Here is a 21,208-nt window from a genome sequence, read left to right as displayed (position 1 = left end):
ACGACGTGGCGGGCCCGGCGCGCTGGGCGCCGGGCCCCGCTGACCGTCAGAACAGCGTGGCGTGCACCAGGACGGGGAGCTGACTCCTCGCGATGATGCGCAGGCAGCGGCGGCAGTTGACCGGAGCCTCCGAAGGGCGCAGGCGGCGGGGGTCCCATCCTGCGATGCCGGTGTGGCAGGCCGGTGCGGGCAGCTCGACGTCATATCGGTCGACGCTGGTGCCGGCCAGGTGAACGGTACGTGAGCCTTCAACGCGTAGGCCACTGATCTCCACAGATCTAACAATACCAAGATCGCATTTGCTGGTTCATGGCTTTCCGTTGAATGGTGCGTCGTTTTCTAGAGCGCATGCATCGTTCACATTGTGTCATTCGAATTACCGTGCATGCGTGTATCCCTTCCGACGAAAAAGCCACTCGGCGTCCCCGAGAACCGCAAGTGACCTGCGGATGGTTCGGCGGGTGGCCGGTCCCTCTGTCACATCTGGATGTCGGGCGAGAAGCGGCAACGCTTGTGCTCGTGCCGTCGGTATGCATCTTTGTTGAGTGCATCTCGCCGGGGCATAGAGCAGCGCGCCTTGGATGGTTCATCCGCCGGGGCTGGATGATCAACGGCGGATGGCTGTACTCCTAGCCTGTAGTCGCGATTTTCGCGCTTATCTGTCAATGGCTGGCGCTGCGATGCAGGCCACCTGGGTCGTGGGCGCAGGAGAAGAGGTACGACACCCTCCGCCAATAAGGGAGCACAGATCGTAGTGCCAGTTCGAAAATATACGTTTCCCGTTTCGGGGACTCGCGCGTCTACCCGTCATTCTGGTTTCTTATCCACCAGTTTCATTGTGATACATGTCACACGTCAACCATTTTGCAATGCATGGATTCGCCCGATTGGCCGGGTTATGTTCGATCGGTGCCCGGAGGCCGGTTTGGCGGATGTCAAACTGCCTCGCATCCATTCATTCACCGGAGGTTGTACGTGCTTAAATCGCGTCGTCTCGTTCTCGCTTCGGCGGCTGGCGCGGCCGCTGTCGTTACGGCTCTCGTAATGGCGCCGGCGGCTACGGCCGCCAGCCCCTCCCCGATTCCGTCTTCGGCCGACACCTCCGCGCTCAACTCCCAGCAGTTGGAGCTGTTGAAGTCGGACACCCCCAAGACGATCGCGGTGGACCCCAGCACAGGCAAGGTGCTGTCGGTAACCGAAGGAACTCCCGTGACGACTAACATCAGCCAGCACGGCGTCTGCAGTTCGGGAGACTTCTGCTTCAAGTCGGGACAGGTTCCCTACGCTGACCAGGGTTTCTATGGCAGCGCAGGGACGAAGACCGGCTCCTGGCCCGCCCGCAGCTATTTCGCGACCGGCAGCTACACCGGCAGGGGATGCTGGACCTATGGCGGGTCGTCGTCCTGCAGTGGTCCTTGGGGCCCCGGTAACGTCATCACGTTCGCGGGACAACTCGTCACCGGTACCAGCGTTACTCTCTACTAGGCAAGGCGCGGTCCGAGGTCGTCACATTAAAAGGCGGCTAGGGCAATAGCTTGCAGGAAACTGAGAGCGGGAAGGCGATCGCCCTTTCCGCTCTCAGCGTATGTCACCCTCTTGGCGAAAATGGAAATAGGCAGAGCCTATTTCGTAGGAGTCACCGAGATGATCTGGCCAGTGCGCGGGTCCAGATCGATGGTCTGTCCATGTGAGGCCGAATCGGTTCCTTCTGCCACCGACAACACCTTCCCTGTGCTGGGGTCCACCGCGATCGTCTTGGGGGTGTCCGACTGCAATAGCTCCAACTCCTGAGAGTTGAGCGCGGAGGTGTCGGTCGAAGGCGGGATCGGGGCAGGGCTAACGGCCGAAGCCGCAGGCGCCAGGACGAGCGCCGTTAGCACAGCGGCCGTGCCAGCCGCCGAAGCGAGAACGAGACGACGCGATTTCAACACGTATAACCTCCACGGAGATGCGGGCTGTAGGGGCCTGATATGGCGTCCCGACGACGGAAACACTCGACCATAGCCTGACACCATCGTGACCCGGATTGGGCGGAATTGGAAACACACCTGTGACGGTGCCACGACACACCAGCTCGTCAGCCGAACAGGTACCTTCGCCGAAGATCAAGCGCCCCTACCTGCGCGTCAGCGCTGGCCAGCGGTGTTGCCGCTGCGCCATGCAGAAACCCTTGCGCTAGCATCGAACGCATCGCCGCTGGTTGTGGGCCGGGCTCTCACCTCTCACCGAGAGAGAGCCGCTCGTGGATCAGTTCGAGCTTCCCGAGGACATCACCGCGCTGGGCGACGACGAGCTCGCCGAACTCCTGGACGGCGCGGTCGCCGCCTTCGACGCCAAGTCCAACGCCCAGGCCGTCACCAGTGACGACCTCGCCCAGCTGCGCCAGCTGGCCCAGGCGGTCAACGACATCCGCACCGAGCAGGCCAGCCGCCGCGAGGCCGCCGAAGCCGCAGCCGCCGAGATCGACGCCCTGGCCGCCCAGGTCCGCGGCGACAGCGGCGACCCCGAGCCGGAGCCTGAGACGCCGCAGGAGCCGGAGGCCGTTGCCGAGCCGGAGCCGGAGCCCGCCCGGGAAGCAGAGCCGATCGCGGCCTCGGCCGCCGTGGCGCGGCGTCCGGCGCTCGACCTGTCCAGCGTGCGCCGCCGGCAGCCGCGCGTGCTGCCGCCGGACCCGAACCCGCGCCCGGAGATCACCGCGTCGGTGGACGTGCCCGGCTACCAGCCCGGCCAGCCGCTGGACATGGAGGGCGTCACGGAGGGCATCATCCGCCGCGCCAACGCGCTGAAAACGGCAGGTGGCGGCGTCGGCCTGTGCGCCAGCTACCGGCTGCCGTTTGAGCGCAACCTCATCGTCAACGACAGCTCGTCAGGCACGGAGGGCACCCGGGCGGTCATCCTGGCCGCCGACCAGTCCCGCCTGCCGAACAAGGACATCGTCGCCTCCGGCGGCTGGTGCGCCCCGTCGGAGACGGTCTACACGCTGGCCGACATCGCGTGCCCGGAGATGCTGTGGGACGCCCCGGAGATCCAGCTCGCTCGGGGCGGCCTGCGGTTCTTCCCCATCCCGTCCCTCGACGTCGGCGCGATGACCTGGGTGCACACCGAGGCCGATGACATCTCCGGCGCGACGAAGCCGTGTTTCAAGATCCCCTGCCCCGAGCCGGAGGAAGTGCGATGCGACGCGGTCGGCGTCTGCCTCGAGGCCGGCATCCTGACGCAGCGGCACTTCCCCGAGCTGGTGGCCTGGTACCAGCGCAACACGATGGTCGCCCACGAGCTGCGCGTCCGCCAGGTGCTGTTCGACCAGGCCGTGGCGGCCGCCACCCCGGTCACCATCGCCAAGACCTTCGGCGCGTTCTCCGCCATCTACGCCGCCGTCGCGCTGCAGGCCGCGGACATGGTCGAGCGCCACAGCCTGTGCGACAGCATCAACATCGAGGTCGTCTTCCCGTGGTGGTCGCGGAACATGTTCCTGGCCGACATCGCCCGCCGCAACGGCACGTCCTGTGACGAGATCGACGTGTCCTGCGTGATCAACGCCTTCGCTACGCTTGGCGTGCGCGTGCAGTGGGCCCGCGGGCTGGCGCCGAACGTCCCCACCAACATCGGCGGCCCGGCCCCGGCCGTGGACTGGCCTGACACGATCCCGTTCCTCATCCACCCCGCCGGCGCGCTCCAGATCGGCCGCGGCGGCGAAATCTCGCTGGGCGTGATTCACGACTCGACGAAGTTCTCCACCAACGACTACACCGCGGCGTTCTCCGAGGAGTGCGTGGCGCTCATCAACCGCGGCCCCGAGGTCCGGCTGGTGACCGTCCCCGTCTGCCCCGACGGCCGCACCGGCGAGCAGCTCGGCGTCACCTGCCCCATCGCCTGACCCTCCCCACCCAGATCGCGCCAGGCACGCCGCCCGTCCCCACCGGACCGTGCCTGGCGCCCCCGCACCACAGTGAGGAGGTGGGCCGATGCCGCCCGCAGGCATGCGCCGGCGCGTCAACGCCATCCCAGGGACGCCGCTGCCCAACGGCATCCTGGGCGGCTGCTCCACCGTCATCGACGTCACCGACGACGACATCCACCAGCTGCTCGGCGTGGAATGGCTGGCGATGGGCTGCTGCCCCGTCCACTCCACCGACTGGTGCCCGCCCGACGAGTCCCCCGGCCTGCCCGCCGGCAAAGAGTTCTGCCGCCCCGAGAACGAGCACGCCGACGCCGTCACCCTCTACGCCGGGATCGAGTGCTCCACGATCGGCTGGTCGTACGAGGAGGCGGTCGAGCATGTCCGCCAGGCGCTGCTGCTCGGCGAGCAGCGCGGCCTGGAGGAGTGGTTCTGGACTCACGTGATCGCCCCCGAGGCCGTGGATCTCACCCCGGCCGCCGGGCCCGTCAGCATCGCCCAAGGGGTCGCCGCGCTGGAAGGCTGCCTCGCCGAGTCCTACGGCGGCGTCGGCGTCCTGCACATCCCCACCGGCGCGGCCGCGCTGCTCGGCTGCTGCAACATCGCTCACCTGCAGGGCTCTCAAATCCGCACGCTGGCCGGCAACTGCGTCGTCCTCGGCGCCGGCTACTCGGCCCTCAACACCGGCCCGGACGGCGTCCCCGCCGAGCCGGGGACGGCCTGGCTGGCGATCACCGGCCCTCTGCAGATCCGGCGCGGGCCCCTCGACATCGTCCCTGACCGGGCCGGGGCCAGCGTGGACTACCGGTTCAACGACCGGCGGGTGCTGGCCGAGCGCACCTACGTGCCGGCCACGACGTGTGTGACCTGCATGATCCAAATCGAGGTGTGCCCGTGATCATCCGTGTCCGCCCCGCGCCCGAGCTGCGGCGCGACTTCGCCGCCTGGGCCGTCGACCAGCAGCCGAAGCTCCGCACCGTCAGCGAGGCCGAGTTCGGCGTCCCCGACGATTTGCTGCCCGACATCCCCGGCCACCTGCTGCACGGAGCTCTCATCGACGGCCGCCCGCTCTGCGACCCGCCCGTCCTGCCGTTGCTGGAGGCCGAACCGGGCCAGGCGCTGCCAGAGCTCGACCCCGCCGCGTACGGGCCCGATGCGGCGCCGCTCGACCCGTCACCGGTCGCCAGCGGACAGGAGGAGCAGCCACCCACCACGGAAGGCGCGGCGGAGGAGCCTCAGGCCGCCACCGAAGGGCCGCCCCCTCCGGACGACAGCAGTGTTCCGTGCGGTCACCCCGGCTGCGGCAGGACCTTCGCCAGCGACCGCGCCGCCAGCGCCCACCGCCGCCAGGCCCACGAGAGCAAGGGGTAACGCGGATGCCGATCGAGCCTCTGCCGTGTGCCGATGGAGGCGGCGGGCCGGTAGAGGTCACCACCTGCTGCTCCCCGGCCATCGCCGCCACGCCGCTGTGCCGGGCGGACGGCAGCCCGTTGCTGGTCGTGATCCGCTCCGGCTGCGCCGAATGCGACGCCACCGCACCCGACCCCGCCACAGCAGGATGGATCGACCCGGTCACCGGTGCGTTCACCGCCGGGCCGCCGCCCGCCGACGCCGGCCCCTGCCCCGAAGCCTGCGCAGCCGTCACCACCGTCGAGCTGTGTGACCTGCTGCCCGGCGGCGGCTGCCAGACGTTCCTGCGCCACCTGCTGCGCGACTGCGACGGCACCGTCACCAGCAGCACCGACACCGCCCTCGACGGCCTGACCTCCTACACCGTGACCGGCACCGCGGCCGACTGCACCGCCTGCTCGGCAGGCTGCCTCGACACCCTCTGCGTCCAGCGGTGTGACGACACCGACGGCGACGGCGCCGCCGACCAGACCTTCAGCGAGCTGTGGTGCGTACACGCCGACGGCAGCACCGAGCTGCTGCTCACCTACAGCGGCGACCCCAGCACGCCGTACACGCCTGTGGCGCCGGTGGAGTGCACATACGGGTGCCCCGAGTCGGAGACGGTGACGCTGTGCGACGCAAGCGGGCCCTTCCTACGCCGATACACCTGGCTCGACGGCACGGCGACGTACGTCGACTACGCGCTCGACGGAAGCACGCCGCACGTCGTCACCGGCACCGTCGGCGCCTGCGCCGGAGACGACACCGGAACCGTCACCGGCTGCTGTGCCCCCTCGATCGCCTCTGCCCCGCTGTGCCGGGCGAACGGCACCAGCGTGCTCCTGGTCGTCCGTTCCGGCTGCGTCGCGTGCGGCTCGACCCCCGACGATCCGACGGTGGTCGGCTGGATCGACTCCACCACCGGCGTCTTCACGGCCGGCCAGGCTCCGGCCGACGCCGGCCCCTGCACCGCGGGCTGCCTGGACACCGTGTGCCGCACCCGGTGCGACGACACCGACGGCGACGGCGAGGCGGACACCACCTACAGCGAGCTGTGGTGCATCGCGGCGGACGGCACGGCCTCCCTGCTACTCACCTACCAGGACAACCCGGCCACCCCGTACACGCCCGTCGCCCCGGTGGCCTGCTCGTACGCCACCGAGGCCACCGAGACCCTGACCCTGTGCGACGACGCCGGGCCGTTCCTGCGCCGCTACTCCTGGCTCGGTGACATCGCCTCCTTCGAGGACATGGAGCTGGACGGGGCCACCCCGCACGTCGTCACCGGCACCGTGGGCCTGTGCCTGGCCGAGACGCCGTGCCAGGCGCAGACCACCCCGGCGGCCACGCTCGGCCTGTGCCTGGCGGACGGCACGCCCATCGCCGTCCTGGTCACCCGCGACTGCGACGGCGAGGTCACCCAGGACGGGTGGCTCAACCTGACCACCGGCACCTACTCCGCTGGCAACCCGCCCGTCGGGACCATGGCGTGCGGCCACCCCCGCAGCATCACCACCGCCGGCACGTTCTGCGACGTGGACCCCGCCACCGGCGATGTCCTCGGCCTGGTCCTGATCGAGTACACCTACGGCGCGGACGGCGCGGTCGCCTCCGTGCGCCTGGTGGACGCTACCACCGGCCAGACGTACACCCCGCAGGGGGAGGTGACGACCTGCCCGGCCGGCGTCGAGCAGCCAGAGCGGGACCTGGTGCAGCTCTGCGACACCGCCGCGGGCGGCGCCGTCACCCAGTTCGTCCGCGACTACGCCCGCGACGAGAGCGGCGCGATCACAGGCCACACGGACTACCTGCTGGACGGCACCCCGTACACGCCGACCGGCACCGTCGGCGTCTGCTCCCCGGCCGCCGAGCCGTGCCGCAGCTCCAGCTCCCTCCTGTTGTGCGACTTGCCCACCGACGGCGCCCCTGCGCCGACCGTCACTGACACCCCCGGCGGGCCGTACTACCCATACACCACCGGCGTGGCCACGCCAGGGGCCCAAGCCCTGTGGGACGGCGGCACGCTGACCCTCCCGGACGCGGCGGGGCCGCAGCCGGGCACGGGCGGAACCGTCCGCACCGCCGCCGCGATCATCCAGGCCCCGCGGCCGGTCTGTGACACCGGCACCGCCCACGTAACGGCCCAGGTCGACGTCACCCAGCTCGGCCCTGATGCCGGCTGCCGCATCACCGGGTTCCTCGGCCTCTACAACGGCCCCGGCGACGCGAACCGGGTTGCCATCGATCTTGCCCCGCCCGACACCCCGGTCGGCTGGTCCGGGACGCTGACCGTCGAGGCCGACGTCCCCGCCGCCGACCTCGCCGCCGGGAACATCGCCGTCCTGCTCGCGTTCGACGCCTACGACGACAGCGGCGCCGCCTGCCCGCCGCCACGTCACACCGGGTGGCAGCTCTCCGCGTTCACCGCCACCACGGCGTACGACCAGACCGGCTGCGACACCCAGTTCCTGCGCACGGTTACCGTGGACTGCGAGACGGGTGCGGTCACCGCCGTGGTGGACACCACCATGGATGGCCAGCCGTACACGCTCACCGGGGAGCCCGGCCAGTGCTCGGCCACCGGCGGCTCCTGCTGCCCCGAGCAGCCGTGCCCGGCCCACACCGTCCTGCAGGAGTGCCGCTGCGACGACACGGACGGGGACGGCCTGCCCGACGTCGGGTATGTGGAGCTGCTCGCCGTGGACTGCCAGGGCACGGTCACCAGCCTGGGCACCTACACGGACGGTATCACCGGCCCCTACACCCCCGTGGCGCCCGTCTCCTGTGACGCCGCCGACGAGGCGGAGGGCGCACCCTCGGCGTTCGGCGTGCAGGCCCACCGCGTGGAGCTCGCGGCCGGCGCCGGCTCCTGGGACGCCGCGGCGATCCCGGCCCTCCAGTCCGTGACCGCCGTCGCGCACGGCGGCACCGGAACCATCACCACCGTGGACGGGGCCAGCACCCTGCACACGGGCGAGGCGGCCACCTGGAGCGTCGCCCGCGACGAGGACGCGGCCCTGACCGGTCCGCTCACCATCACCGCCGACACCGGCACCGTCACCGTCACGTGGACCCGAGGAGTAACCCTGTCATGAGTGGATGCTGCGGGCAGGGGCCCGTCATCGTCTCCGGGGCGGCGGCCACGCCCCGCGTGGACGTGGAGACTGTCCTGCTGTGCGACGTGCTCGCCGACGGCACGGTCGCCGGCGTCGCCCTCGTCGAGCCGATCTACGACACGACCAGCGGCGCCCGCGTAGGCACACGTACCGTGACCCCGGTCACCGGCGCCGCCTACACCCCGCAGGGCGTCCTGGGCCCGTGCTCGGCGGACGGCTGCAACGCCACCACCGCCACCCAGATCCTGTGCGACGTAGCGGCGGACGGCACGGTCGCCCAGTTCGTGCGCGCCACCACCTACGACTGCCAGGGCGCCGTCCTCGCCACCGTGGACCGCACCCTGGCAGGCGCCGCCTACACGGTCACCGGCACCGTCGGGCTCTGCCCCGCCTCCCCAGACTGCGAGCAGCCGACCACGCCCACCGCCACGGTCGGCCTGTGCCTGCCGGACGGCACACCCATCGCCGTCACCGTCGTCCGCGACTGCGACGGCACGGTCACCTCCGAGGGATGGATCAACCTCCAGACCGGCGCCTACAGCGCGGGCGCGCCGCCGGTCGGCACCGTCGCCTGCGGCAGCAGCCAGTCAGTCCAGGTCTCGGGCACGTTCTGCGACGTCCTGGCGGACGGCACAGTCGCCGGCCTGGTCCTGATCGAGTACAGCTACGCCGCAGACGGCACGATCGACAGCGTCCGCCTGGTCGACGCGACCACCGGAGCCACCTACACCCCGACCGGAACCATCACCACCTGCCCGGTTGGCGTCGAACAGCCCGAACAGGACGTCGTCCAGCTCTGTGACGTCGCCGCGGACGGCACCGTCACCCCGATGGTGCGCGACTACCGGCGGGACGAGACGGGCGCCATCGTCGGGCACTCGGACTACCTCCTGGACGGCTCCCCCTACACGCCGACCGGCACCGTGGGCGTCTGTCAGCCTGAGTCGTGCAAGGACTGCGAAACGCTGGTGCTGTGCGACCGGCCCACCGCCGCGCCCGTCACGATCACCGGGACCGCCGCATCCGGCACCCTGTCCAACGGTGTCGGCTGGACGTCCACCGGCGCCACGAACACCACGGCGATGGCGCCCAACATGAGCAACGCGGACGGCTCCTGGTGGGGACTGCACACCTTCCCCCACGCCGTCACGGCACCGACGAAGTGGACGTTCTCCCGGCCCTCGATCGTGGAGTTCTCGGTATACGTCCGCTACTTCGCGACGGACCCGACGATCAGCCACACGCAGCTCCCGCCAGGGCTGGAAGTCGTGAGCCTGCCGGACGGCTACACCTACGACGAGACCACCGGAGTTCTGACCCGCACCTCCGACGCTGCACCGACCGACCCGTGCTCGTACGTGACGGACCCGCGGATCGCGAGCAGCGCCCGGTTCCGTACCACCAGCCCGGTCACCTCGTTCACCACCGCACCGGCGCCGAACAGCCGCATCGCCACGTGTGGCGTGTTCTTCACCTACTGGGCCGGCGCCGTGTCGGTGGTCCCCGCAGGCCCGTTCCTGCGGCAGATCTGCCGCGCCTGTGACGGCACCGCCACCGTCACGGACACCCTCCTTGACGGCACCACCCCCTACACGGTGGCCGGGACCGCCGGGGTGTGTGAGCCGCCGGAGCCGCCCGAGCCGGAGTCTTGCTGCCAGCCGACCCAGGTCTGCATCCAGCAGGACCCCACCCAGAGCGTCGAGTTCATCTCCAACGAGGCCCACCTCAACGACAACTCGGTGGACCCGGTATGGAAGTGGACCCCGGACCTGACGGCGGCCAACCCGCCCTGGTATGACATGTACGAGTACCAGTATTCGACCGCCTGGTCGGTCACCGACTCTGACACCGCGCGCCCGGCCTGGTGGGTGAGCCCGCACCCGAACGGCACCTCGGCGCAGTCGAGCCCGGCACAGCCGAACGAGGGCCCGTCGCTCCTCAACACCCACTGGTTCCCGCGCGCCTACTTCGACCTGCCAGACAACGCCGACCCCGCCACCATCCAGATCCAGGCCACAGTGTTCAACGCCGACCAGATCGGCCGCGCGTTCCGGCTCAATAACGGTGCCTGGCAGGCCCTGCCGGCGACGGCCACGCACAACGGGACGACGTACACCTTCGGCCCCGCCACCATCCCGGGTGCCCAGGCCGGGCGGAACTTCCTCTACCTCGACGTGGAGGAGACCGTCGGCGGCGGTGCCGGCCTGATGGTCCACCTCAAGGTCACCTACGACGTCATCCCCGAGACCCGCTCCTGGACGCGGATGGTCTGCTGCGATGACTCGATCTACTACCTGGACGAGGACGGGCAGCGCCAGGATGCCATCCCGGACGGCTGGCACGTGGCGCCATGCACAGGCGCGGCAGGCAGCAGCACGGACTGCGCCAAGCAGGTGGTGGAGCGGTGCGGCTGCGACGACACCACCGGCGACGGCATCGGCGACGTCACGTACACCGAGCTGTGGGCCGTCGACCCGTGCGACGGCGCCGCCCCGACCCTTCTGGGCACCTACCTGGACGGCGACCTCACCCAGCCGTACACGCCGACCGCACCCGTGGAATGCACGGCGGCGGAGGCCCTGCCCGGACCGCTGAGCACCGGCGTACGGGCCGTGACCGGTACCGCGGCACAGAACCTTGCGGGCAGCTTTCCGGGCCTGCAGAGCGTCAGCCTCACGGTTCTCGCCGGCGCGGTCAACGTCACCATGTCGGACGGCGCGGCCGTCGCGGTCCCGGCCGGGGTCACGATGACGTGGTCCGTCGCCCAAGACAGCGACACCGCCCTCGCCGCGGCCTCCTTCGCCGGGGCGACGGCCGCAGCGAGCTACCTCCTGAACTGGACGTACCGCTGATGGCCGCCCCTCTTCCCAGACCGCTGACCAGGAGGCACCGATGAGCGACGACACGACCGAGACCACGCCCGGCCCGCGCTACTTCACCAAGGAGGGCCAGGGCGTGCAGGTCGTCTACAACCTGAAGGACCCGGCACCGTACGTGGAGCTGGGCTACGAGGAGGTGGACGAGGCGGCCTACCTCGCGAGCCTGCCGGACGTCTTCTCCTCACCGCTCCCCACGCCCCCGGAAGGTGACTGATGGCGGGTAACTGCTGCGGGTCAACCCGGGTCGTCCCGCGCCTGGATCCGGCGCCGTGCAACGCGCTCACACAGGCGGCGGCCGGGCTCCTCGTGCCGCACACCGAAGTCGCCGGGACCGCTCCCGGCGGCGCGGTCTCGGCGACCCGCTCGGTCGACGTCGATGTGCAGGCACCGGCCGCCGGCGTCTGCCCGAAGACCTGGACCGTCGGGGCACGCCTCACCCCCGTCAGCGGCGAAGCGCTCGGAGCGGACGCGGACCTCCGAGCCGCTACCTCCGGGGCGTGGGTGGCCACCACTGCCCAAGTCGTGCTGCCCGAGGCCGGGACGTACGCCCTGTCCGCAGACCTCTACTCGCACATCGCCGCGACCACGCCGTGGGCGGTGGCGATCAACGCCCGCCTCGTCAACGTCACCGCCGGGGCACCCTTGCCCAGCACCACCAGACGGATCCAGTTCGGCAACATCAACGATGGCGGGGGCACGGTGATGTCCCTCCAGAACGCCGGCAGCATCAACACCTTCCTCACCGTCACCGGGCCCACGACGGTCCGTGTGGAAGGGCAGCGACAGCACGTCGGCTTCACCGACGCCACCCAGGCGATCCTCGGAGGCCCACGCCTCGGTTTCGTGAAGGTGAGCGACTGATGGCTGGTAGCTGCTGCGGGCGTACGTATCGCGTCGACGTGCCCGTGGACCCTGCGCCATGCAATGCCCTCACCCGGACGGCGGGCGGCCTCCTGGTGCCGCACACGGCCCTCCAGGGCATCGCCCCCGGCGGCGCCGTGTCGGCGGAGCGCTCAGTCGACGTCGACGTCACGCCGCCAGCCGCTGGGGCGTGCCCCGAGACGTGGCAGGTCGGTGCTCGGCTCACGCCGGTCTCCGGGCAGACATCGGGGGCTGTGTCCCTGGACTCCGCTCCCGCCAACACGTGGGTTCCCGTCACGGGGGCGAACCTGCTGCTGCCGGAGGCCGGTGTCTACGAGGTGGTCGCCGACGTACAGGGGTCCATCGGGTGGGCGGCCGGCGTCGGCAACGCGATCATCGACGCCCGAGTCTTCGACGTCACCGCCGGCGCCCAGGTCCCGCTGACTGCACGGCGAATCATCCTGTTCACCGATCAGACGGCCACGGGTACCACCGGCGTCCAGGCCAACGCCTCGGCGTCAGCGCTGTACCAGGTGCCCGGCCCGGCGGCGATCCGCGTTGACGGGTCCTGGCGTACCGACGTCGGAACCACCTTTCAGAAGGTCGTCTGGGCCACCAACTTCCGCTTCAAGAAGGTGAGCGACTGATGGCGGGTGCCTGCGGCCGTACGTACCGCATCGACCCCAAGGTTGACCCGGCGGCGTGCAACGCCCTCCAGCAGACGGCGAGCGGCCTCCTCGTGCCGGGTACGGAGGTCACGGGTATCGCCCCCGGAGCGGCGGTCGGCACAGAGCGATCGGTCGACGTGGACGTGATGCCCCCGGCCGCCGGGGCGTGCCCACAGAACTGGCAGGTGGGGGCCCGACTCACGCCGGTGTTCGGTTCCCGTATCGCCGGCATGGCGGACCTGCGCACGTCGGCTCTGGGCGTCGCTGTCACCCTGCCCAACAGCCAGGTCGTATTGCCCGAGGCAGGCGTCTACCGGCTCACCGCCCACCTGTTCGGCCTCGCCACCTGGAACTTCAACGGCCGGCACATCGCCTCCATCTCGGCCTACTGGTTCAACACCGCTACGAATGCCCTGGTGAACGGCAGCTCGCGGTGGGTGCTCCTCCACGACGAGCCCGGGACGGTGAACGGGGCGACCGGTCTCAAGAGCATCGGCGGGAACGCGGTGAGTGAAGCGTTCGTCACCGTCACAGCTCCGACGACGTTCGAGATCCGGGGATTGCGGGGCACTGGCGACGGGGGGACGCAGGCCAATGCGAACCTCCAGCACTACCTGACCAGCGGCATCCCGCAGCAGGGGATCATGTGGCAGAAGGTGAGCGACTGATGACCGGAACCGCTGCCAGTCTCGACATCCGCGCTACCGGCTTCGCTGTGCTGCCATCAGGCGTCGACCTCATGCCGGGCGCCTCCGGGGCGTGGGTCGATATCGCGTTGTCGCTCGCGCTCCCCGCGGCCGGCACGTACCACCTGGACGCAGTTGTCCGGGGCAACATCGGCCGCATGACGACGGGTGAGAACGCGTACATCGGCGCCCGGCTGTGGGACGTCACTGCCGGCGTCGTCGTACCGAACTCGGAAGCCATCGTCGTGCAGATCGCAGAGTTCGCTGGGGGTGGCCCAACGGCGTTGCAGTGGAACGGCTCGGCTGCAATCAGCGTCGAGTACGCGGTCACGTCACCGAGGACGATCCGCCTCCAAGCCAACCGGGTCGATATCTCCGGCACCACCGAGGTGGCCGGGCTTGGGTCCGGTGGCATCCAGCAAACCACCTTGCGATACGCCCGCGTCGCCTAACTCCTCACCCTCTTGGAGGTCTCCTCATGTCCGGTACCAGCGGCAGCGTGGCAGCGGCCACGCCCGATGACGAGTACGAGATTCTGTGTGACAGCGTCGGTAGCTTCCTGCGGCGCTACGAGACTAAGGACGGCGTCACGGTCGTCAAGGACACCATGCTGGACGGCACGACGTCGTACACGCCCACGGGCACGGTGGTGCGCTGTGACACCGCGCCAGCCGCCAACCCGCAGATCGACTCAACCATCCAGCGGCAGACCGGCGCGGGCAACGTCACCATCGCGGCCGGCGCCCGCTCGGTGACGGTGATCGTGTACGCCGGATCTCCGACCGTCGCCATTGGCGGTGGGACGGCGGTCACCCTGGCGGCCGGGACCTCCCTCACCTGGGGCGTGGACCGAGGAGGCGATGCGGGCGAGCAGCTCCAAGACGCGTTCGTGTTCACCGGGGTCGCCGGGTCCGACTTCCTCGTCACCAGCACCCGGGAGGTCTGAGGGTGACGGGCACCGCCTCCACGGTCAACGCCCCCGTCGACGGCGCCTGGATGCAGTCCGCCGTGACGGCATGGAACCACGCCCTGATCGGCGCTGACCGGGTGTGGGAGGTCATCACGGAGCTGCCGGCCATCACGGTGCCGCGTGCTGGCTTCTGGGCGGTGTCCTTCCAGGCGCGGGGCGTCGCACAGCTCCCGGCCAACATGAGCGCGGCCCAGGGCCTGGGCGTGACTGCTGGGCTCTACAAGGACGGCGCGCTGATCCCCGGCTCCGAGGTGATCGCCGCGTTCGGGGCCACCGGCGCCAACGCGCCCTTGATGCAGATTCAGGCGACCGGCGCACGAGAGTTCGTGCACTCTTTCACGGCCGGGCAGACGGTACAGCTCGCCGCCTACCGCATCGGCGCGGTCGGCTCGGCTGTGGTCGTGAGCAATGGGGACGGCCGCAGCTATGTGACTGCCCACTGGATCGGCCCGGCCGGGGACGGGCCGGCATGAGCACCGTAGGGGACTTTGAGGCACCGCAGCGGAGGCAGGAGCGGGCTACTGCCGTCACCGATGGCAGTGGCATCGCCACCTTCAGCTGGCCGGCCGGTGCGTTCGCTGCACCTCCGGTCATCAGCATTGCCGTGGAAGCCGGGGCGGGGTTCCGGTCGGCGCGGATCGCCTCCAACACGGCTGCCCAGACCACCGTCCACGTCCTGGCCGCCGCGGGGGTCACTCTGCTGGGCATCGGTGTGCTGGCGGGAGGCGCGAACGCGGCCGGCGTCACCGTGCACGCGCACGCTGTGGCTCCTTGAGCGGCGTCGGCCGTAGCGGGTGTGGCTGGGGTCAGAGGAAGCGCTCGCGCTTGTCGTCCCAGCGGGCGTTGTGGGGGGTGGCGTCGCGCCGTGAGGACGGATCGGAGCTGTCGAACCAGGCCCAGAAGATGAAGCCGGCGATGACGGGCAGAGCCAGGATCGGGAGGGCGATCTTCCATCCACCGGGCACGAAGATCACCAGGATGAGGCAGAGCATCAGCGTCCCGAAGAGCGTCAGCAGGCCGATTCCGAGCTTCTTCCACAGAGGCATGACCAGGATTGTCCCGATGATCCGCGCTGGATACCACCGGTGATCCGAAGGTGCTGGCTGAGGTCAGTCGAACACCGTGTCGATACACAGGCCGGCGCATGCCGGCTGGCAAGGTGAATGCGGGCCTTGACTGCGCAAGGGCCCAGGAAGGGACGCGGGCATGGCGATGACCGCTATCTCAGCATTCGCGGGCGTCGGCGGTTTTGATCTCGGGTTGGCCCGGGCCGGTGTGAGCGTCACGGCGGCGATCGAGGTCGACGCCAAGGCGCGCGGCGTCTTGAAGCGGCATTTCCCCGCAACCTCCCTGCTCAGCGACATCCGGGAGATTACGGGTGAGCAACTTCTATCAACGGGATTCAACCCAGCGAGCGGCATATTGGCCGGGGGTTGGCCGTGTCAAGGACACTCCGTCGCCGGCCTCCGCCACGGACTCGACGACGACCGATCCGGACTCTTCGACCACCTGGTACGTCTCGCCCAAGAGCTGCACCCCAGGTGGCTGTTCTTCGAGAACGTGCCTGGTCTGCTCTCCTCGCGAGCCGGCCAGGACATGGGACGAGTGCTCCGGCAGCTGGTCGAAATCGGGTACGGCGTTTCCTGGCGGGTACTGGACGCACAAAGGTTCGGAGTACCCCAACGACGCCGTCGCGTCCTACTTGTCGGACATCTTGGAGACTTCCGAGGTCCCGAGCAAGTACTACTTGAGTGCGAGAGCGGCCTCCGGCATCTTGAGGCGGGCCGAGCGGCGGGGCCGCAAGCTACCGCCGCCCCTGCTGCAGGCGCTGAAAGCCGTGGCAGGGCCTACGGACTCAGCGCGGCCACCCCCGACGTCGCCGGACCGCTCGGCGCCAACCAGGGCGGTCACAGGTGCGACCTGGACGGCTCCGGCGCCTACGTCACCAGCGTCCTGGGCGACATCACGCACACCCTCACCGCCGAAGGGCACGACGCCAGCGAGGACGGCACCGGCCGCGGCATCCCCGTGGTCGCCTACGACCTGGCACAGGTCACCTCGCCCGAGAACCGGGCCAACCCGCGGCCCGGCGACCCGGCGCCGCCCCTGTGCGCCACAGGGCGCCCCAGCATCGCCTACCCGGTCGCCCTGCGCGGCCGCGACGGCGGCACCCAGATAGAGACAGGACCTGCCGAGGGGCCCGCGTACGCGCTGCGGGCCGCCTCCGGCGGGGCCTCCGCCGCCATGGTGGTCACCAACACCCTGACCGCCAACTACGGCAGCCGGATCGACAGCACGGCATCCTCGCCGCTCGTCACCGAGGAACTGGCCGTGCGGCGGCTCACCCCGCGCGAGTGTGAGAGGTTGCAGGGGTTCCCGGATGACTGGACGCTCTACAGCGGCGACCGGCAGCAGGCCGACTCCGCCCGCTATCGCCAGATGGGCAACGCCGTCCCCGTCCCGATGATCCTGTGGGGCGCACGGCGGATCGTCGCCATCGAGGCCGCCCGTACTGCCTCGGCCGGTTAGGCGCTGTCGCGCGTCGGTGGGCCAGCTGATTACTGTGCCCTGAACCACTCCCAGATCATCAGAGAATCAGTCGCCCAGGCGTTATCCGGGCAGTCTCTCAGGCGAAGATGTTCGGGGTCCTCGTAGATTTGTGCTTTGCTCAGGCAAATGTCTGGACCCGAAGGACTGCGAAGTACGAACCTTTGCCCGCCCATGGGCTGCCAGTACCACAGCGTGCCGGGGTCGCCGCATGGTGCAAGGAGGGCGCCTTCACCGCCGCGCGGCACGGGGAGCTCTCGCTCGGCAATGCAGGTGTGGGTGAGTTTATTCGCGACCCTGACCTTGCCCAGGCTTCCCGATGCAGGAAACCGGACGGTCCATTGCTGTGAGGCTCCCCAGTTGCTATTGGAGTTCAGTCGGACGAACCCAGTGACTTCTACCCTGGTCGGATTATCGCGCGGCAGGTCCCACGTCGCATCCACTACTCGGCGAGAGAAGGGTGCGAACGGATCCTCTGTGGAGCCGTATATGTAGAACGGTCCATCAGGCCACCTCGCGGATTGAGCGTTGGCCGGTGCCGCCTGTTGCAGCGCTACCAGGAGCATCCCGGCAAGGAGCCGCATGGCTTTGGCTGGCCATCTGCACCCGCTCATAGTCACTCTCCGTTTCTCGGCCAGATTCGTCGAAGATGGCCGGGAGCTGGGAATGAACGATCGCTGGTCAACTGGTTAGCAGATGGCAAGAGTCTATCGATGGGAGCGTATTTGGTGATTGACGTGCGGATCGAGGGAGTACAAATTGTGGGCAGGCGCTGAGCCGTAGAGTTGTGATTGAGTCCCAGCGCAGCTGCACGCTACGCTCTACGACGGCGCGGCCGGGCCGCCGGAAGCTAGGCGCTCTCCCGCTCCTCCAGGCCCACAGCGTGCCGAAGCTCGCGCACCGCCCGCGCGTCGGCGTCGCTGTCGGCCATCAGCACCGCCAGCGCGCAGGCGATCGCGTTGAGCTTGTGCTGTGCCGCGGCGTCCGCCCTGGTCTGCGTGTTCTGGATCAGCGCGACCAGGAGGAACGTGACGATCGTGGTCAGGGAGTTGATGATGAGCTGCCAGGTGTTGACGTCGCCGATCACCAGATAGGACGGCGCCCACACCACCACCAGCACCACGCACAGCGCGAAGAACCACGGCTTGGACGTGAACCGCGCCACGGCGCTGGCGAACCGGTCGAACACGCCCAGATGGCCGTCGACCTGGGTGGGCATCACGGGGGCGGCCGGACGGTACGGCATGGCCCAATCGTAGGCGGCGGCTGCTCGGCAGGCCCGGAGCGGCGCGGGCCCGTCCTGTGGACTGCCGGTAGGCCGTATGAGCAGGTGCTCGTGCGGGGGCGATCTATCACTTGGAGCCGCTGGTTAGAACGTCCCTGGAAATAGGCATCCAGGGGCGTTCGAGTTTCCGGGCGATGCGCGCGACCTGCCTGCGGCCCCGGTACGCCATCTGCGTTTTCGGTGAGCGCGCGTTCCGTGGCACCTACCTGTTGGAGTGGGCTGCCAGGAGAACGGCCGCCCAGCTCAACCACGCGGCCGCCTGGACGCGGGTCGGCGAACCGTACGACGTCCACCCGCAGGCTGATTTCGACGAGGACGGGCTGTGCCCGCACGGCCGCGCCCAACGAGCCCTGCTGGCCCGCGACCCGCGGTTGCTGCGCACCGCCGCAGAGGAGGCGCGGGTGAAGCTCGCCGCAGCGCGGGCGTACATGCGCGCATCAGGGTGGAACGCGATGTAGGGAGATGAAGGCCGGGAAGTGCGCGCCTCCGGGGGTGTTCGGGTTTCGGGACGACGTCGCGGGGCCTCGGCCGGGGTGGTGCGCTCCCCGCCCGGGCGCGGCACCGCCACTAGACTGATCGCGAGAGTGAGCCGCTGGTTGTGGGCCGGGCCGTTCAGCGCCTGGTCGTGACCATCGGCCTCCAGGCCGTCGCCGGGGTCCGCCCTCATTCGATCACCGCCAACAGCGCGACGCAGACGAGGGTCAACGTCCTGGCGAGCGCCGGCGTGATGCTCCTCGGCATCGGCGTGCTCGCGGTCGGCACCCCGGCCGCCGCAGTGACCGTGTCCGCCGTCGCCGTCGCGCTCTAGATGCCGCGGAGCCTTGATGCGTGTTCTTGTACTGATTCCGGTGTACAGGCTGGACGCGCCCACGGGTGCGGTCATTACCACCCGCGAGTACCTTCGGCATCTCGCCCGATCCGGGCATGTGGTGGACGTGGTGACCACCATCAAAGAGCCCGGCGAGGTCCGCGTCGAGGATGGCGTGCGGGTGTGGCCGCTCCGCGCGTGGCGGCGCGCGGTCCAGGCCGCGCGGCCGGAGCTGCTGATCTCCCACCACGGCGACCGGCGCGCGGCGCGGATCGTGCCCCAGGCCGGCCGGGTTCCGCACCTGCTGATGGTGCACGGCATGGCAGCGGACCGCGAGCTGGGGCGTGCGCGGCTGGCGTGGTTCCCGTCGCGCGCCTGCCGCGATCACTACCCGTCCTACCAGGGACCGGACTTGGTGTTGCCGCCCCCCATCGATCCGGCGCTGTACCGCACCCTCCCGGGCGGCATGATCACCCTGAACGGGGCGACGGTCGCCAAGGGCGCCGACGTGCTCGCCGAGATCGCCGCGCAGCTCCCCGACCTGCCGTTCCTCGTGGTGAAAGCCGCCGGCCCCGCGGTCGGCCTCCAGCTGCCCAACATCGCGGTTATCGACCGGATCGATCCGCGCGAGCTCTACACCCGGACACGGATCCTGCTCATGCCGTCGGCCACCGAGTCCTACGGCCGCGCCGGCATCGAGGCCATGCTGTCGGGCATCCCCGTCCTCGCCTCCCCGCTGCCGGGCATGCGTGAGGCATTCGGGAACGCGGCCACCTATATTCCGCGCGAGCACGTCGGCCGGTGGGTGAGCGAGATCCGCCACCTATCGAACTCTGACGCCTACGCCGCGGCGTCGGCTACGGCCCGCGCGCACGCCGCTGGCCTCGACTATGGGGGGAACCTGCGCCGGTTCGAGGAGGCGTGCCAGCGGCTGGTCCCGCGGACCATGCGGGCCCGGGGGCCACGCCGGGCACCCGCCGCCCTACCCCTATCTGCTCCCGCCGGGCCTGCTCCGGCCCCGACGCTGGCCTCGCAGGTTGCGGACCGGGCGGTGGGGGTGGTGGCGTGGGTGCACTACGGTGTGCCGTACCGGCGGGCCGGGTCGGAGACGATGCTCCACACGATGATGCGCGCCCTCCACCAGGCCGGGTTGCGCACTCTCGTGATCGTGTCCGAGGTGCCGGAGGCTCCCGCTCGCTACCAGGTCGACGGGGTCGGCTACGCCCAGCTGCCCCCTGAGCAGGCCGTGGCGGAGATCCGTGCCATCAGCCCGCACGTGGTCATCACCCACCACTACTACGGCCACCAGGCCGTCACCCTGGCCCGGCAGGTGGGCGCCCGCTCGATCCTCATCCTCCACAACGACCACGACCAGCCGGCGCTCGCCGCTGGGCCTGACCTGTGCGTCTACAACACGGTCTGGGTCCGTGACTCCCTCGGCCTTCGCTACCCGGCTGTGGGCGGCACTCCGTCGCTGATCGTGCACCCGCCCGTCCTCCCGAAAGAGCACGCTGCGGCCCGCACCGGCAGGCATGTGACGCTTGTCAACCTGAACCGGGACAAGGGCGTCGACACGTGGCGAGCTGCGGCCCGGCTCGTCCGCGAGGTGCCGTTCCTCGGCGTGACGGGCGCCCACGGTCGTCAGATTCGCCGCCCGCTCTTGGCCAACATGCGGATCATCGGCCAGACGTCGCGCATGCGGGAGGAGGTGTGGGCGCGCTCTCGCATCGTGCTGGCGCCCAGCATCTACGAGTCGTACGGCATGGCGGCCGTCGAAGCGCTCGCCTCCGGGCTGCCGGTCATTGCGCACCCGACGCCCGGCCTGCGCGAAGCGCTCGGCGATGCGGCCACGTTCATCGACCGCGCTGATCCGTCGGCGTGGGCGGCCGCGATCCGTGACCTGTACCCCGACGGCCGGCACCGCGCGGCCGCCTGCTCTGCCGCCCGCGCTCGCAGCCGTTTCCTGGCCAAGCAGGTCCGTGCAGAGCTTGCCGCGTGGGTCGACGCGGTCACCGTGTTGTGCCGCTCCTAGATCCTCCGCCAGCGGGGGTGGCTATGCTGGGAGAGCGCCGCTGGTTGTGGGCCGGGCCTCCAAGAT

The 21,208-nt window shown here is 70.0% G+C and carries 21 protein-coding genes; 18 read left to right on the top strand and 3 right to left on the bottom strand.

Annotated features, from left to right (window positions below; genetic code table 11):
- Window positions 1-46: 46 nt before the first annotated feature.
- Entirely contained in the window at window positions 47-274 is a 228-nt protein-coding gene (locus ACIBQ8_RS35585; RefSeq protein ID WP_397194193.1) for a hypothetical protein, read from the bottom strand.
- A gap of 848 nt (window positions 275-1,122) precedes the next feature.
- On the opposite strand from ACIBQ8_RS35585, the gene ACIBQ8_RS35580 reads away from it, so the two are divergent.
- The 14 genes from ACIBQ8_RS35580 (at window position 1,123) to ACIBQ8_RS35515 (ending at window position 15,245) form a co-directional block, all read left to right on the top strand.
- On the top strand, window positions 1,123-1,485 hold the full coding sequence (locus ACIBQ8_RS35580) for a hypothetical protein (RefSeq protein ID WP_397194192.1): 363 nt from the start codon (window positions 1,123-1,125) through the stop codon (window positions 1,483-1,485).
- 757 nt (window positions 1,486-2,242) lie between these two features.
- On the top strand, window positions 2,243-3,877 hold the full coding sequence (locus ACIBQ8_RS35575) for a major capsid protein (protein ID WP_397194191.1): 1,635 nt from the start codon (window positions 2,243-2,245) through the stop codon (window positions 3,875-3,877).
- A gap of 88 nt (window positions 3,878-3,965) precedes the next feature.
- A complete protein-coding gene (locus ACIBQ8_RS35570; RefSeq protein WP_397194190.1) occupies window positions 3,966-4,796 on the top strand; it encodes a hypothetical protein in 831 nt (276 codons plus the stop codon).
- Window positions 4,793-5,269, top strand: coding sequence for a hypothetical protein (locus tag ACIBQ8_RS35565; RefSeq protein WP_397194189.1), 477 nt, complete (start codon window positions 4,793-4,795; stop codon window positions 5,267-5,269). The genes ACIBQ8_RS35570 and ACIBQ8_RS35565 overlap by 4 nt, the downstream gene beginning before the upstream one ends.
- A gap of 5 nt (window positions 5,270-5,274) precedes the next feature.
- Window positions 5,275-8,385 (top strand): hypothetical protein, encoded by a 3,111-nt coding sequence (locus ACIBQ8_RS35560; protein WP_397194188.1) that lies wholly within the window; start codon window positions 5,275-5,277, stop codon window positions 8,383-8,385.
- The gene (locus tag ACIBQ8_RS35555; RefSeq protein WP_397194187.1) at window positions 8,382-11,258 is read left to right on the top strand and encodes a hypothetical protein; all 2,877 of its coding nucleotides are present in this window, start codon (window positions 8,382-8,384) and stop codon (window positions 11,256-11,258) included. The genes ACIBQ8_RS35560 and ACIBQ8_RS35555 overlap by 4 nt, the downstream gene beginning before the upstream one ends.
- Window positions 11,259-11,298: 40 nt before the next feature.
- A complete protein-coding gene (locus ACIBQ8_RS35550; protein ID WP_397194186.1) occupies window positions 11,299-11,499 on the top strand; it encodes a hypothetical protein in 201 nt (66 codons plus the stop codon).
- Entirely contained in the window at window positions 11,499-12,146 is a 648-nt protein-coding gene (locus ACIBQ8_RS35545; protein WP_397194185.1) for a hypothetical protein, read from the top strand. The genes ACIBQ8_RS35550 and ACIBQ8_RS35545 overlap by 1 nt, the downstream gene beginning before the upstream one ends.
- Window positions 12,147-12,241: 95 nt before the next feature.
- Window positions 12,242-12,793, top strand: coding sequence for a hypothetical protein (locus ACIBQ8_RS35540; RefSeq protein ID WP_397194184.1), 552 nt, complete (start codon window positions 12,242-12,244; stop codon window positions 12,791-12,793).
- On the top strand, window positions 12,793-13,482 hold the full coding sequence (locus tag ACIBQ8_RS35535; RefSeq protein WP_397194183.1) for a hypothetical protein: 690 nt from the start codon (window positions 12,793-12,795) through the stop codon (window positions 13,480-13,482). The genes ACIBQ8_RS35540 and ACIBQ8_RS35535 overlap by 1 nt, the downstream gene beginning before the upstream one ends.
- Entirely contained in the window at window positions 13,482-13,952 is a 471-nt protein-coding gene (locus ACIBQ8_RS35530) for a hypothetical protein (protein WP_397194182.1), read from the top strand. Before ACIBQ8_RS35535 ends, ACIBQ8_RS35530 begins: the two co-directional genes overlap by 1 nt.
- A gap of 26 nt (window positions 13,953-13,978) precedes the next feature.
- Window positions 13,979-14,446 carry a hypothetical protein gene (locus tag ACIBQ8_RS35525; protein ID WP_397194181.1) on the top strand — a complete coding sequence of 156 codons (468 nt, stop codon included), beginning with the start codon at window positions 13,979-13,981 and terminating at the stop codon, window positions 14,444-14,446.
- 2 nt (window positions 14,447-14,448) lie between these two features.
- Complete coding sequence (locus tag ACIBQ8_RS35520) at window positions 14,449-14,943, top strand: hypothetical protein (RefSeq protein WP_397194180.1); 495 nt, start codon at window positions 14,449-14,451, stop codon at window positions 14,941-14,943.
- Window positions 14,940-15,245 (top strand): hypothetical protein, encoded by a 306-nt coding sequence (locus ACIBQ8_RS35515; RefSeq protein ID WP_397194179.1) that lies wholly within the window; start codon window positions 14,940-14,942, stop codon window positions 15,243-15,245. The genes ACIBQ8_RS35520 and ACIBQ8_RS35515 overlap by 4 nt, the downstream gene beginning before the upstream one ends.
- 31 nt (window positions 15,246-15,276) lie before the next feature.
- On the opposite strand, the gene ACIBQ8_RS35510 is transcribed toward ACIBQ8_RS35515, so the two are convergent.
- Window positions 15,277-15,516: a hypothetical protein gene (locus ACIBQ8_RS35510; protein WP_397194178.1), complete on the bottom strand. Its 240-nt coding sequence runs from the start codon at window positions 15,514-15,516 to the stop codon at window positions 15,277-15,279.
- Between the two features lie 160 nt (window positions 15,517-15,676).
- On the opposite strand from ACIBQ8_RS35510, the gene ACIBQ8_RS35505 reads away from it, so the two are divergent.
- Window positions 15,677-16,999: a DNA cytosine methyltransferase gene (locus tag ACIBQ8_RS35505; protein WP_397194177.1), complete on the top strand. Its 1,323-nt coding sequence runs from the start codon at window positions 15,677-15,679 to the stop codon at window positions 16,997-16,999.
- Between the two features lie 868 nt (window positions 17,000-17,867).
- On the opposite strand, the gene ACIBQ8_RS35500 is transcribed toward ACIBQ8_RS35505, so the two are convergent.
- The gene (locus ACIBQ8_RS35500; RefSeq protein WP_397194176.1) at window positions 17,868-18,263 is read right to left on the bottom strand and encodes a low affinity iron permease family protein; all 396 of its coding nucleotides are present in this window, start codon (window positions 18,261-18,263) and stop codon (window positions 17,868-17,870) included.
- Window positions 18,264-18,436: 173 nt separating this feature from the next.
- Between ACIBQ8_RS35500 and ACIBQ8_RS35495 the strand changes: the two genes are divergently transcribed.
- The 3 genes from ACIBQ8_RS35495 (at window position 18,437) to ACIBQ8_RS35485 (ending at window position 21,142) form a co-directional block, all read left to right on the top strand.
- A complete protein-coding gene (locus ACIBQ8_RS35495) occupies window positions 18,437-18,760 on the top strand; it encodes a hypothetical protein (protein ID WP_397194175.1) in 324 nt (107 codons plus the stop codon).
- Window positions 18,761-18,927: 167 nt separating this feature from the next.
- Window positions 18,928-19,110 (top strand): hypothetical protein, encoded by a 183-nt coding sequence (locus ACIBQ8_RS35490; RefSeq protein WP_397194174.1) that lies wholly within the window; start codon window positions 18,928-18,930, stop codon window positions 19,108-19,110.
- A gap of 16 nt (window positions 19,111-19,126) precedes the next feature.
- Window positions 19,127-21,142, top strand: a complete 2,016-nt coding sequence (locus ACIBQ8_RS35485) for a glycosyltransferase (RefSeq protein WP_397194173.1) — start codon at window positions 19,127-19,129, stop codon at window positions 21,140-21,142.
- Window positions 21,143-21,208: the final 66 nt, after the last annotated feature.

The organism is Nonomuraea sp. NPDC049646 (assembly GCF_044465525.1).
GTDB lineage: Bacteria > Actinomycetota > Actinomycetes > Streptosporangiales > Streptosporangiaceae > Nonomuraea.
The sequence above is the reverse complement of the archived record's forward strand: the minus strand, read 5'-3'. Positions and strand labels throughout refer to the sequence as shown.